We start from the raw sequence: 12,014 nt of genomic DNA on the forward strand, positions 1-12,014 counted from the left end.
GGTAGCGGCAGGAGATGGGAGCTCGGGGCGGTGGTTGGTTTGCTCGTGATCGTCCGCCGTCCGGTCACCCTCGACCCCAAGGAAGGGTCGGCTGCGAGGTCTGGCGAGCACTCGCCACGCTTCAAAAATGACAAGGCCCCAACCCCGGTTGGGAGGTTCGGGCCTCGTAGATGTCGGGAGACATCACAGCAGTGCGCTCGGAGGGACTCGAACCCCCAACCTCCTGATCCGTAGTCAGGTGCTCTATCCAATTGAGCTACGAGCGCCGGTGTAAGCGGGCAACTCTACGCGCTGCGCTGCAGTGCGCCAAACGATCTCCTCGTGGACCGGTCTGCACGCGACGGTGCCCCGGGCTTTCGCTCCGGGGCACCGCTCACGAAATCGGCACGCACGGTTGAGACGTGCGTCGGCCTCGACCTAGTAGCGGATCTCGACGCCACGCAGGACGCCGGCCGAGATCGGTCCCAGCTGACGGAACTGCTTCGGCTGAAGGTCGACGATGCGGCCACCGGCATACGGGCCCCGGTCGTTGACGACGCAAGTGGCGGTGTTGCCGCCACGGCGGAGGTGCAGCACGGTGCCGGCGGCAGCGGTGCGGTGGGCGCAGCCGTTGGAGGTGCGCACTCGGGGGAAGGCGACTGGGCCGCCGGCCTGGGTGTAGTACGAGGCCGCTCCCGACTGGTAGCGGCTGGTGCCACCGCTGCCCGGAGCTGCGACGCAGCCGGTCGCTGCGATGAGCAGGACGGCTGCCGCTGCGAATGAGCGTCGAAGGTTAAAGGGGTTGGTCATGGGAGTTGCCTCCAGGGTTGAGCCATCGGATGACGGCAGGACCGATCCCTCACACGCCCGCCCTCGGTCAGCAACACTGCTGAAGTGAGGGCGGCACGTCAGGGCCGGCGGGGGGATGGTTAACGAGTCGTTACTTTACGGTCTGGTTACGATAATGCAACCCTTTGTAACAGTGGCGTCGGTCACTTGCAGCGTAAGGTCAATGAAATAGCGGACTTTTCGACGACCCGACGGCGATACGATCTGGTTTCATGGCCGACCAGCAGGGGAGATGTGCGTGTCCGACAACGACCTGATCGAGTGCGAACGGGTGAATCTCGACTACTTCAACCGGGCTCCCGTGCGGGTCGAGGCCGCCGAGGTGATAGCGGCCAGCCCGAAGCGCATCTTCGATGTGTTTCTCGATGCCGACTCGTGGTCGCGGTGGGCGTGGCCGATCACCGGGGTCGACTGGACCTCGCCGATGCCCCTTGAGGTCGGGTCGACCCGGACGGTGTGGATGCGCGGGCCCATGGTGGGTTATGAGGAGTTCATCGCCTGGGAGCCGGGCCGACGGATGGCGTTTCGATTCAACCAGACGATCAAGGGCGGGCCGTCGGCCTTCGCCGAGGACTACCTGGTCACCGACCTGCGGGATGGCCGTTCGCTGGTGGAGTGGACGATGGCGATGACCCTCACCGGCGTTTCGGCGCGGTTCGCCCGATTTACCGGCCCTGCGATGGGGCCGGCGAACCGGGCGATGCTGCGCAGGTTCCGCACGTACGTCGAGTCCAACCCGATGCTCGCCGATGAGGCCTCGAACTCGTCGACGAGCACGTCGCCGACCCGCCGGTAGCCCAGCGAGCGGTTGATGCCAGGGGACGTGACGACGGCAGCTGGGTCGCCGTCGTAGCTGGCGTCGACGTCAGCGTGCGAACTCTGCCGCTATCGCGTTGCTCTACGACGCGATAGCGGCAGAGCTCGAGTGAGTTCCGAGAATCAGGCCTGGTTGCGGCGAGTCCGGTCGGCTGGCGGAACAACTCCTGCCAACCAGACCGGCTCGTCGCGACCGCCGAGCGGAGAGGGTGGGATTTGAACCCACGGAGGGTTGCCCCTCACACGCTTTCCAAGCGTGCCGATTCGGCCGCTCTCGCACCTCTCCTCTTGTGACCGAGCGACCCTAGCCGGAGCCGGTGTCGCCGTCGGTGCTGAGACACGATATCGTGTGGCCCTCGCCGATCCCTCACCCGTGAGGTGGAGGCGGGTCTCGACGTGGGACGACCGGGTCCTGTGCGACCGAACCCCGTGAACCGGGTCAGGGCCGGAAGGCAGCAGCCCTCAGCGGAGCGTTCGGAGTGCCGCAGACCACCTGGTCGTCCCTCGCCGAGACCCTTGAGCGGCGAGGGTCTGCAGGGCTGTTCGGCTCGGTCGGTGGGTGGCGACGGCCTTGTATCCTCGATGCGGTGAGCTATCAGTCCCTGTATCGCCGCTTCCGCCCCAGCCGGTTCGCCGAGGTTCGGGGGCAGGACCACATCACGGTCGCCCTCCGCAACGCCGTCCGGACCGACACGGTGGGCCACGCCTATATGTTCAGCGGCCCGCGGGGCTGCGGGAAAACCTCGAGCGCTCGCATCCTGGCCCGGGCGCTGAACTGCACCAACCTGGCCGACGGCGAGCCGTGCGGGGTGTGCGACAGCTGCGTGGCGATGGAGTCCGGCACGTCGATGGACCTCCACGAGCTGGATGCGGCCTCCAACAACGGCGTTGACGCCATGCGGGACCTGGTCAGCCGGGCCGCCCTTGGCACCGCCGGCCGCAACAAGGTGTACATCCTCGACGAGGTGCACATGTTGACCGGTGCGGCCTCCAATGCCTTGCTGAAAACGCTGGAGGAGCCCCCGCCGCACGTCACCTTCGTGCTGGCGACCACCGACCCCCAGAAGGTGCTGCCCACGATCAAGAGCCGCACCCAGCACTTCAACTTCGAGCTGCTCTCGCCCCACGAGCTGGAGAACTACGTCCGCTGGGTGATCGCCGAGGCCGAGTTGACCGTTGACGACGAGGCGATTGCCTACGTCGTGCGCCAAGGGCGGGGTTCGGCACGCGACACGCTCTCATCGCTCGATCAGGTGGTGGCAGGCGGCGGCGTCGTGCCCCGCGAGGAGCCCTCGGCCAACCTGGTGAGTGCCCTGACCGAGCGTGACACCGGCGCCGCCCTGACCGCCGTGGCCGATGCACTGGGGATGGGCAGCGACCCGCGGGTGCTGGCCGAGGCGCTGGTTGCCGACCTACGCGACCTGTTTCTGCTGACGATGGGGGTCGAGGGGGCCAACGTCGCCGACGCCGATCGCGAGGAGCTGACCGACCGGGCCCGCCGTTTCGGTCCCGCCCGGCTGACTCGCGCGCTGGAGCAGCTCGGGTCGGCGCTGGTCGACATGCGCCAGGCCTCCGACCCGCGGGTGCCCCTTGAGGTGGCTCTCGTGCGTCTGACAGCGCCGACCGCCGACCTGTCGATCGAGGCGCTGGCCGAACGGGTGGAGGCGTTGGAGCGGGCACTGGCCGGAGGCGCCGTCTCGGTGGCGCACACGACGCCTCCGGCCGCCCGAGCGGCCGTCGAGGCCGCCTCGTCCGCGACCGCAGCGTCGACGCCGGGGTCTACCACTGTCCCGGAAGCAGGGCCGCCCCCACCAGCGGGCGGTGCGGTGCCCGCAACACCTCCCGGAACACCCGCTGCTACCGCCCCGGCGACCGGCGGATCGGGTGTACCCGCAGCACCGGCTGCCTCCGCTCCGGCGACCGGCGGATCGACCACACCCTCGCCGCAACCGTCGCCGGCCGACCCCGGTGGGACAAGCCAGGCCGCCTCGCCCGACACGTCGTCTGAGCGAGCAAGCGATGCCGCAGCTCCGTCAGCGCCCGCCGCCGACCGGCCCGGTATGAGCGGCGAAGGCAGCCACCGGTCGGTGGTCGAAGAGGCCCGAGCGATGCTGCGGGCCAAGACGGGCAAGGAGGCGCCGCCGCCGAGCCGATCCACGTGTCGACGGCGGAGGAGCCGCCGCCCCCGCCTCGTCGCCGGCGCCCAAAGCCGCCAGAGGGGAGCCCGGCGGCCCCGGTGCAGCAACCGAGCGATGCCGGGCCCGACCCGGCGCGCCCACTTGTCGATCAGAGCCAGTCCTCCGATGCCGAAGCGCCGCCCGCACCGGAGCAGGACCGGGCGCGCCCACTGGTCGACCAGAGCCCGTACTCCGACGCCGGGGCGACACCCGCACCGGAGCAGGATCCGGCGCGCCCGCTGGCTGATCCCGACGCCGTCGGTCAGGCGCCCGTCAGCCGTGCCCCGACACAGGCACCGCCGAGCGTTCCCGAAGGCGCCGCTCCTCAGGCGCCCGCCCCGCCGTCACCGGCCCCGCCACCGGCTGCGCCGGTCACACCCGTGGCTTCGGCCGCAGGCGCCGAACGGCTCAACGGCCTGCTCGACAGCGTGCTCGGCAAGCTGAAGCCGGTGACCCGGGCGCTGTTCGTCGGCCACTTCGACGACGAGGGCGGGACGCTCGAGTTTCGCCTGGACAACCCCGCCATCCTCGATCGAGCCCAAGCTCGGCAGGGTGAGTTCGGCGAGGTGCTCTCCGGTGCGGCGGGCCAGCCGGTTTCGTTCAAGCTGGTCGCCGGCTCGGGCGCCGGGGCAGCGGGCGGAGTGGGGGCCGGGCGCGACGCGTCGGGTCGACATGGCCGCACCGCACACGATGGCGGCCCGGCCCCTCGGGGCGGGGATGATTCCGACGAGGCTGAATGGGCCAGCGGCGGCGACTATGACGATCTCGCCGACCTCGAGGACGCCGACCCACCGCTGAGCGCAGCACAACGCCTGATCGAGGCGTTCCCGGGCGCCGAGCTGATCACCCCGGAGCCCTGACCGCTCACCATCGACGTGCCCACCGAGCCGGCTCCACCGCAGCGTGGCCCGGCGCACGTAGCTTGGACTGCCCGCACCCCCGGCGGGCGACGACCCCACGGAGTACGACGTGACCTCACCCGAGAACACCAGCCCCGATGATCCAACGCCGGAGCAGGTTCCATCGGCCGACGCCGACCCGATGGCCGCCATGCTCGGTGGCCTCGACCTCGGCTCGTTGATGGAGACCGCCCAGCAGATGCAACAGCAGATGGCCGACGCCCAGTCGCAGCTGGCCGCCACGCGGGTGGAAGGCAGCGCCGGCGGCGGCAAGGTGAGGGTGACGATCACCGGCGACCTGCAGCCGGTTGGCGTAAAGCTCGACCCCGAGGTGGTCGACCCCGACGACACCCAGTGGCTCGAGGAGCTGATCCTGGCGGCGTGGCGTAATGCCGTGGCCGAGGTGGGTCGCGCCGAGCAGTCGGGGGACCCGATGGGTGGCCTTGACCTGTCGTCGATGGGCATCGACCCCGCCTCCTTCGGCATCGGCCCCGCCTCGGACGACGAGTCGGACGGGTCGTCCGAGATCGAGGGCTGATCGGGTGCCCACCTACGCCGCCCCCATCCAGGAGCTGATCGACTCGCTGGGGCGCCTGCCCGGCATCGGCCCCAAGTCGGCGCAGCGCATCGCCTTCTACCTGCTCGACGCCGACCGAGAGGAGGCCACGCGCCTCAGCCGGGCGATCATCGAGGTGAAGGACAAGGTCCGGTTCTGCGACCGTTGCTTCAACGTGTCGGAGGGCGAGCTGTGTACCGTGTGCGACGACGACCGCCGCGACGGCAGCGTCCTGTGCGTCGTCGAGGAGCCCAAGGACGTGGTGGCGGTGGAGCGCACCGGCACCTACGAGGGGCGCTACCACGTGCTCGGTGGAGCGATCGACCACCTGCGGGGCATCGGGCCCGACCGGCTCAAAGTGCGCGAGCTGGTCGAGCGCATCGGCGCCGAGAACGTCACCGAGGTGATCCTGTGCACCAACCCCAACCTGGAGGGTGAGGCGACCGCGCTGTACCTCAGCCGCCTGCTCGACCTGCCCGGCCTGGAGGTGAGCCGCATCGCCAGCGGCCTGCCGGTGGGCGGCGATTTGGAGTATGCCGACGAGCTGACATTGGGCCGTGCGCTCGAGGGCCGCACCCACGTGGGAGGGTCGCCGGCCGTCCCTGCGCCGGCGGAGGCTGACGCCACACCGGCCGGATAACCGGAAGGGGCAGGCCGCCTGAACAGCGGTCGGGCAGACCTCGCCTCGCCTCGCCTCGCCTCGCCTCGCCTCGCCTCGCCTCGCCTCGCCTCGCCTCGCCTCGCCTCGGCCACGGGTATTTACCCCAAAAACGACCGAGGAGCCACACCGAGGCCCCGATGGCCTCCGGCATGGCTCCTCAGCTGGTGCAGCGTGGCTGGCCCCTTGGATCAGACGGTGCGCACGATCAGCGCGTCGCCCTGGCCGCCGCCGCCGCACAACGCCGCTGCGCCGGTGCCGCCGCCGCGGCGGGCCAGCTCGTTGAGCAGGGTCAACACGATGCGGGTGCCGGACACGCCGACCGGGTGGCCGATGGCGATGGCGCCACCGTTGACGTTGACGATGTCGTCGGAGATGCCCAGGTCCTTCATCGACTGGACGCCGACGGCGGCGAAGGCCTCGTTCAGCTCGAACAGGTCGATGTCGTCCACGGTCAGGTCGACCTTGGCCATGGCGGCCTTGATCGCCTGCGCCGGCTGGGAGATCAGCGAGGCGTCGGGACCGGCCACCTGACCGATCGCCACGATCTCGCCCAAGGGCTTCAGGCCCAGTTCTTCGGCCTTGGCAGCCGAGCAGACGATGACGGCGGCGCCGCCGTCGGAGATCTGCGAGGCGTTGCCGGCGGTGATGTTGCCGTCCTTGGCGAAGGCGGGACGCAGCTTGCCGAGCGACTCGGCGGTCGTACCGGGGCGAACGCCCTCGTCGGCCTCCAACACGATCGGATCACCCTTGCGCTGGGGGATCTCCACCGAGATGATCTCGTTGTCGAACTTGCCGTCCTTCTGGGCTGCGGCGGCGCGCTCGTGGCTTTGTGCCGACAGCTCGTCCTGGACGTCGCGGTTGAGGCCCGCCTTGCCGGCGTACTGCTCGGTGGACGCGCCCATCGCCAGCTCGTCGATGGCACAGAACAGCGAGTCGTGCATCATCGAGTCGACGACGGTCTTGTCGCCCATGCGCATGCCCGACCGGGCGTCGCGCAGCAGGTAGGGGGCGTTGGTCATCGACTCCATGCCGCCGGCGACGATGATCTCGGCCTCGCCCGCCTGGATGAGCAGGTCGGCCAGCATGATCGTGTTGATGCCCGAGAGGCAGACCTTGTTGATCGTGGTGGCGGGCACGTCGAGGGGGATACCGGCCTCAACTGCGGCCTGGCGGGCGGTGATCTGCCCGGCGCCGGCCTGCAGCACCTGGCCCATCAGGACGTAGTCGACCTGGTCGGCCGAGATGCCGGTGCGCTCGAGGGCGCCGGCGATCGCCTTGCCCCCCAGCTGGGCGCCGGAGAAGCCGGCGAGCGAGCCGGAGAACTTGCCGAACGGAGTGCGTGCTCCGCCGAGAATGACTGAACCTGCCATGAAGGATCTCCCTGGGTGTGTGCGATGTCGGGCGCGACGCGCTCGCCGTTTGGTTTTGATCACGCTACCTGTCGGTAACTCCTTGGGTCATTCCGGCCCGTCCCACTCGATCGGGCGGTCACCGCCGACGAGACCACCCGGATGGGTGCCGAGCCGGACGCCGAGGTGGGTCGGCTCAGCCCATCGTCAGGGCCAACTTGCCGAACACCGAGCCCTCGTGCAGCCGGGCGAAGGCATCGGCGGCGTCGCCCAACGGGTAGGACGCGTCGACGAGAGGTCGCACACCGGTGACGTCGAGAAACGACAGCAGCCGTTGCAGCTCGTCCCGGGTACCCATCGTGGAGCCGATCACCGAGAGCTGAAGGAAGAAGATGCGGGTGAGCTCGGTGGGGGAGGGATCACCGCTGGTCGCTCCGCACACGACGAGCGTGCCGCCGGGTCGCAGGGAACGGATCGAGTGCCCCCAGGTGGCGGCACCGACGGTCTCCATCACCGCATCGACCTTGTCGGGCAGGCGCTCGCCGGAAGCGAAATGGGCATCCGCGCCGAGCTGCTCGACCGCCTGGGCACCCTTGACCTCGTCTCGGGAGGTCACCCACATGCGCAGGCCCATTGCGGAGCCGAGAGCAACCAAAGCAGTGGCAACACCGCCGCCGGCGCCCTGCACCAACACCGTGCTTCCAGGTGGCAGAGCGTTGCCGGGAGCGATGCCGCTGCGGGTGGTCAGCATGCGGTAGGCGGTCAACCACGCAGTGGGCAGGCAGGCGGCCTGCTCAAAGCTGAGCGAGGCGGGCTTGGGAACCAGGTTGCGCTTGGGCACGGCCACTCGCTCGGCGAAGGTGCCCGGGTACCGCTCGGACAGAATCGACCGCTTGGGGTCGAAGGTCTCGTCACCGCGCCAGTCGGGGTCGCCGACCAGGGCGTGCACCACCACCTCGTTGCCGTCGGCGTCGATGCCGGCGCCGTCGCAGCCCAGGATCATCGGCAGCGCCTTCTCGGCCAGGCCCACCCCCTGCAGCGACCACAGGTCGTGGTGGTTGAGCGTTGCCGCCCGCAGCTGGACCGTGGTCCACCCCTCGGGCACCTCAGGCTCGGGACGCTCGCCCACCTCCAGCCCGGAGAGCGGATCCTCGGAGGACTGCGAAACGGCGGCAACAGCAAGCATTTTGGCTCCCTAGATCATGAGTGCCCTAAGACCGGCCCCGCCCCAAACAAACTCAGCGACCGGTCTGGATGTACTCCGTGATCGACTCGTTCTCATCGGCGAGGCGCGCCTTCTCCTCTTCCAGCTGATCGAGGCGCGACTTCACCACGTCGCCGATCGAGACGATGCCCACCATCCGACCCTCGCTGGCGACGATGAGGTGACGGATGCGGTTGACGGTCATCTGCTGAGCCAGCTCGGCCAGCTGGTCGGTCATCGAGCACGTGCGCACGTTGGTGCTCATCACCTCGGACACGACCTGCTCGAGCGCGGGTGTCGACCCCTCGCCGAGTAGTCGGACGATGTCCCGCTCGGAGATGATGCCGTCGACGTGGGAGCCGTCGCTCGACACCACCAACGCCCCGATGTTCTGTTCTCGGAGCGCAACGACCACATCGGCCACGGTGCTGTCCGGCCGGATGGTGGCTACCGGGCCCGACTCCCCCGAGCCCAGCGACTTTCCCCTCAGTACGTCTTCGACGTTCATGGTTCCCCCTGTCGACGCCAATCTAGCCCCGGCCCTATGGCCCTGCATGACACATCGGCGGGGTCCGATGAGAGCCCGTTCGCCCGCTTGCCGAAAGCGGGCATGGCGGTTCGTGAAATTCCCCGGCCGGTCGATAACCTCCACGGATGCAGGAGATTCTCGACGCCATCCAGTCCGACGCCTCGCCCGAGGACTTCGCCAACCTCGCCATCCCCGAGAGCTACCGGGCCGCCCACGTGCTGCGCTCCGAGCAGACGATGTGGGACGGCTACGAGTCGGCCGACAAGGATCCGCACAAGAGCCTCCACGTCGACGAGGTGGCCACGCCCGAGATCGCGCCCGATGAGGTGTACCTGGCGGTCATGGCCAGCTCGATCAACTTCAACACGGTGTGGACGTCGATCTTCGAGCCGCTGCCCACCTTCGCGTTCCTCGACCGCCTGGGCAAGGAGTCGGTGTGGGGTAAGCGCCACGCCCTCGACTACCACGTGGTGGGCTCCGACGCCTCCGGCGTGATCGTCAAGGTGGGCTCGGCGGTGCGCAACTGGAAGCCCGGCGACCGGGTGACCGTTCACTGCAACTACCTGGATGACCAGGACCCGTCGGCCCACAACGACTCGATGCTGGCCGCCAACCAGCGCATCTGGGGCTTCGAGACAAACTTCGGTGGCCTGGCCGACCTGTCGGTGGTGAAGGCCAACCAGCTGATGCCCAAGCCTGCCCACCTCAGCTGGGAGGAGGCGGCGGTCAACGCGCTGTGCTCCTCGACCTCGTACCGCATGTTGGTCGGCGACAACGCCGCCAACATGAAGCAGGGCGACAACGTGTTCATCTGGGGCGCCACCGGCGGTATCGGCGCCTACGCCACCCAGTTGGTGCTCAACGGCGGCGGCACGCCGGTGGGCGTGGTCTCCTCGCCCGAGCGGGCGGAATTGCTCAACGCGATGGGCTGCGAGTTCGTCGTCGACCGCAAGGCCGAGGGCTACCAGTTCTGGTCGGACGAGAACACCCAGGACGAGAGCGAGTGGCGCCGTCTGGGCAAGCAGGTGCGAGGGATGATCGGCGACGACCCCGACATCGTGTTCGAGCACCCGGGCCGTTCGACGATGGGCGCCTCGGTGTTCATCACCAAGCGCGGCGGCAAGATCGTCACCTGTGCTGCGACCAGCGGCTACATGATCGAGTACGACAACCGCCACCTGTGGATGAAGTTGAAGAGCATCATCTCGTCGCACTTCGCCAACTACCAGGAGGCGTGGGAGATGAACCGGTTGATCGACCAGGGCGCCATCGTCCCGGTGATGTCCGACGTCTACGACCTCACACACGTGGGCGACGCCGCGCTGAAGGTGCACCGCAACGAGGCCGAAGGCAAGCTTGGTGTGCTGTGCCTGTCGCCCGAGGAGGGCATGGGTATCACCGACCAGGCGAAGCGCGAGGTCGTGGGCGAGGACCGCATCAACCTGTTCCGACGGATGGCCGGCACCAAGGCCTGACCATCCCCGGCAGCATCGATCGCCGCAGCTCCATCGACGGTCTCGGCTCTGCCACCATTTCCAGCGTGGACTGCCCAGCGGCGTCGACGACTGGTACCGCCATCACCGAGAGGATCCGAACATGTTGCTGACCGAGATCGATCACGTGGCCATCGCCGTGCGCGACCTGGACGCCGCCGTGGCGTACTACGCCGAGGCCTTCGGGGCCGAGGTGGCCCACCGCGAGATCGTCGAGTCCGACGGCGTCGAGGAGGCGCTGGTGAAGGTAGCCGACAGCTACATCCAGCTGACCGCCGCCACCCGGCCCGACTCGCCGATCGCCAAGTCGATCGAAAAGCGCGGCGAGGGGCTGCACCACATCGGCTACCGGGTGGACAACTGCGCCGAGGCGCTGGCCTCGATGGTGGCCGCCGGCGCCACGCCGATCGACAAAGAGCCCCGCCCGGGATCCCGTGGCACGACGGTGGCCTTCATCCACCCGAAGGGCAGCTTCGGCACCCTCATCGAGCTCGTCCAGGAGTAGTACGGAAAAGCGAAAGCCCCGGAGCCGAGGTTTCGGCTCCGGGGCTTTCATCGTTTTTCAACCAGAGGGGGTTGGCCCTCAGTTGGCGGCGGCGTCGAACTCGGCGGCGCGGCGGCGCCGTTCGTTCTTGCGGCGCTTCCAGAAGGACTGCTTCCAGTGCTTGGTGCGCTTCGGCGGTGCCGGAACGGCGTTGGAAGTCGGAACCTCGTGATCCTCTCGGTAGCCGTGAGTGGCATGCGGCCGGTCGAGCACAACCTCGTCCACGTCGCCCTCCACCGAGGCGACGTGGAGGTCCTGGCGGACCTTCTGCCGCAACCGTCGGTGCTCCCGCTTGCGGTCCTCTCGGGGCTCGGGAACGACTGAGGTCTGAGACTTCTGATGCCGTTTGGACATCCGCTTCCTCCTCGTGTGACGCACCGGGACGATGCCCGGCGGGGAATCCGAACGCCTTGTTCGGATACCGAACTGCGAGGTGAAGGCTCGCCCCCCGGAGCCCATCTGGGTGGAAGCCGGAGGGTTCGCCGGGACCCCCTCAGTCCTGGCACTGCCCACCATAGGCCGCGCGCTCAACCGGTGCGTCGCGCTTCGCATCGGAGCCCTGACGGCGGTGGTCAGACCCGCTGCGCCGTGGCTCCGTCGGGCCGGTGAAAGCTGATCGACCGTCAGATACTGGCCGTTGACACCGTCTCACCGGCGGGTCATGGTGATCGGTAACGAAACCAAGGGGAGCAATTCACCGGACCGGTCAGCCGGTCCTCGTACGTCATCAAGGGGGGCTCGACGCTTGCTCTGATGGCCATGAAATCGGGATCGAATCCACGTCCATACCGTGAGCTGGATGAGCCGATCTTGAGATGCTGGTACCTACCAACGCCTTGAGACGGCCACCGGGCTCTCCCACCCGAAGGACGCTGGGTTCGGTCCCGGTTTCGCGTGTGCGTTGTGGCGCCCACCGAGAGCACTTCGCCGGCTTGTGCCCACGGGGAGCGGGGTTGAC

The 12,014-nt window shown here is 68.7% G+C and carries 12 protein-coding genes, 2 tRNA genes and 1 other RNA gene; 8 read left to right on the forward strand and 7 right to left on the reverse strand.

The window, feature by feature from the left end:
• Positions 1-192: 192 nt before the first annotated feature.
• Positions 193-266: transfer RNA gene (locus tag IPN02_09525), tRNA-Arg, on the reverse strand.
• 151 nt (positions 267-417) lie between these two features.
• Positions 418-789, reverse strand: a complete 372-nt coding sequence (locus tag IPN02_09530) for a hypothetical protein (GenBank protein ID MBK9297058.1) — start codon at positions 787-789, stop codon at positions 418-420.
• A gap of 277 nt (positions 790-1,066) precedes the next feature.
• Between IPN02_09530 and IPN02_09535 the strand changes: the two genes are divergently transcribed.
• Positions 1,067-1,624 carry an SRPBCC family protein gene (locus IPN02_09535; GenBank protein MBK9297059.1) on the forward strand — a complete coding sequence of 186 codons (558 nt, stop codon included), beginning with the start codon at positions 1,067-1,069 and terminating at the stop codon, positions 1,622-1,624.
• 221 nt (positions 1,625-1,845) lie between these two features.
• On the opposite strand, the gene IPN02_09540 is transcribed toward IPN02_09535, so the two are convergent.
• Positions 1,846-1,930 (reverse strand) — tRNA-Ser (locus IPN02_09540).
• 117 nt (positions 1,931-2,047) lie between these two features.
• Between IPN02_09540 and ffs the strand changes: the two genes are divergently transcribed.
• The 5 genes from ffs to recR all read left to right on the forward strand — a co-directional run bounded on the left by ffs (position 2,048) and on the right by recR (position 5,916).
• An RNA gene (gene ffs / locus IPN02_09545) (signal recognition particle sRNA small type) lies at positions 2,048-2,146 on the forward strand.
• A gap of 85 nt (positions 2,147-2,231) precedes the next feature.
• Entirely contained in the window at positions 2,232-4,265 is a 2,034-nt protein-coding gene (dnaX, locus tag IPN02_09550) for a DNA polymerase III subunit gamma/tau (protein ID MBK9297060.1), read from the forward strand.
• A complete protein-coding gene (locus IPN02_09555; protein MBK9297061.1) occupies positions 4,202-4,681 on the forward strand; it encodes a hypothetical protein in 480 nt (159 codons plus the stop codon). The genes dnaX and IPN02_09555 overlap by 64 nt, the downstream gene beginning before the upstream one ends.
• Before the next feature lie 190 nt (positions 4,682-4,871).
• Positions 4,872-5,258 (forward strand): YbaB/EbfC family nucleoid-associated protein, encoded by a 387-nt coding sequence (locus IPN02_09560; protein ID MBK9297062.1) that lies wholly within the window; start codon positions 4,872-4,874, stop codon positions 5,256-5,258.
• 4 nt (positions 5,259-5,262) lie between these two features.
• Positions 5,263-5,916 (forward strand): recombination protein RecR, encoded by a 654-nt coding sequence (gene recR / locus IPN02_09565; protein MBK9297063.1) that lies wholly within the window; start codon positions 5,263-5,265, stop codon positions 5,914-5,916.
• Between the two features lie 209 nt (positions 5,917-6,125).
• Here the strand turns inward: recR and IPN02_09570 are convergent, their stop codons facing one another.
• The 3 genes from IPN02_09570 to IPN02_09580 form a co-directional block, all read right to left on the reverse strand.
• The gene (locus tag IPN02_09570; protein MBK9297064.1) at positions 6,126-7,307 is read right to left on the reverse strand and encodes an acetyl-CoA C-acetyltransferase; all 1,182 of its coding nucleotides are present in this window, start codon (positions 7,305-7,307) and stop codon (positions 6,126-6,128) included.
• 175 nt (positions 7,308-7,482) lie between these two features.
• Positions 7,483-8,472, reverse strand: a complete 990-nt coding sequence (locus IPN02_09575) for a zinc-binding dehydrogenase (GenBank protein MBK9297065.1) — start codon at positions 8,470-8,472, stop codon at positions 7,483-7,485.
• 52 nt (positions 8,473-8,524) lie between these two features.
• Complete coding sequence (locus IPN02_09580) at positions 8,525-8,998, reverse strand: CBS domain-containing protein (protein ID MBK9297066.1); 474 nt, start codon at positions 8,996-8,998, stop codon at positions 8,525-8,527.
• Positions 8,999-9,144: 146 nt separating this feature from the next.
• Here IPN02_09580 and ccrA point away from each other — a divergent pair, with 146 nt between their 5' ends.
• Together ccrA and mce are read left to right on the forward strand one after the other, a co-directional pair.
• Positions 9,145-10,494 carry a crotonyl-CoA carboxylase/reductase gene (ccrA, locus tag IPN02_09585; GenBank protein ID MBK9297067.1) on the forward strand — a complete coding sequence of 450 codons (1,350 nt, stop codon included), beginning with the start codon at positions 9,145-9,147 and terminating at the stop codon, positions 10,492-10,494.
• A 121-nt stretch (positions 10,495-10,615) separates the two neighbouring features.
• Entirely contained in the window at positions 10,616-11,017 is a 402-nt protein-coding gene (gene mce / locus IPN02_09590; GenBank protein MBK9297068.1) for a methylmalonyl-CoA epimerase, read from the forward strand.
• Between the two features lie 78 nt (positions 11,018-11,095).
• Here mce and IPN02_09595 read toward each other — a convergent pair whose 3' ends face one another.
• Positions 11,096-11,410: a hypothetical protein gene (locus IPN02_09595; protein MBK9297069.1), complete on the reverse strand. Its 315-nt coding sequence runs from the start codon at positions 11,408-11,410 to the stop codon at positions 11,096-11,098.
• Positions 11,411-12,014: the final 604 nt, after the last annotated feature.

Source organism: Candidatus Microthrix subdominans, from assembly GCA_016719385.1.
Taxonomy (GTDB): domain Bacteria; phylum Actinomycetota; class Acidimicrobiia; order Acidimicrobiales; family Microtrichaceae; genus Microthrix; species Microthrix subdominans.

Excerpts from the sequence above, each read along its gene's own strand:
- IPN02_09560 (MBK9297062.1), top strand. The coding sequence starts at position 4,872 with ATGCTCGGTGGCCTCGACCTCGGCTCGTTGATGGAGACCGCCCAGCAG.
- ccrA (MBK9297067.1), top strand. The coding sequence starts at position 9,145 with ATGCAGGAGATTCTCGACGCCATCCAGTCCGACGCCTCGCCCGAGGAC.
- mce (MBK9297068.1), top strand. The coding sequence starts at position 10,616 with ATGTTGCTGACCGAGATCGATCACGTGGCCATCGCCGTGCGCGACCTG.
- IPN02_09595 (MBK9297069.1), bottom strand. The coding sequence starts at position 11,410 with ATGTCCAAACGGCATCAGAAGTCTCAGACCTCAGTCGTTCCCGAGCCC.
- IPN02_09575 (MBK9297065.1), bottom strand. The coding sequence starts at position 8,472 with ATGCTTGCTGTTGCCGCCGTTTCGCAGTCCTCCGAGGATCCGCTCTCC.
- IPN02_09570 (MBK9297064.1), bottom strand. The coding sequence starts at position 7,307 with ATGGCAGGTTCAGTCATTCTCGGCGGAGCACGCACTCCGTTCGGCAAG.
- IPN02_09530 (MBK9297058.1), bottom strand. The coding sequence starts at position 789 with ATGACCAACCCCTTTAACCTTCGACGCTCATTCGCAGCGGCAGCCGTC.
- IPN02_09580 (MBK9297066.1), bottom strand. The coding sequence starts at position 8,998 with ATGAACGTCGAAGACGTACTGAGGGGAAAGTCGCTGGGCTCGGGGGAG.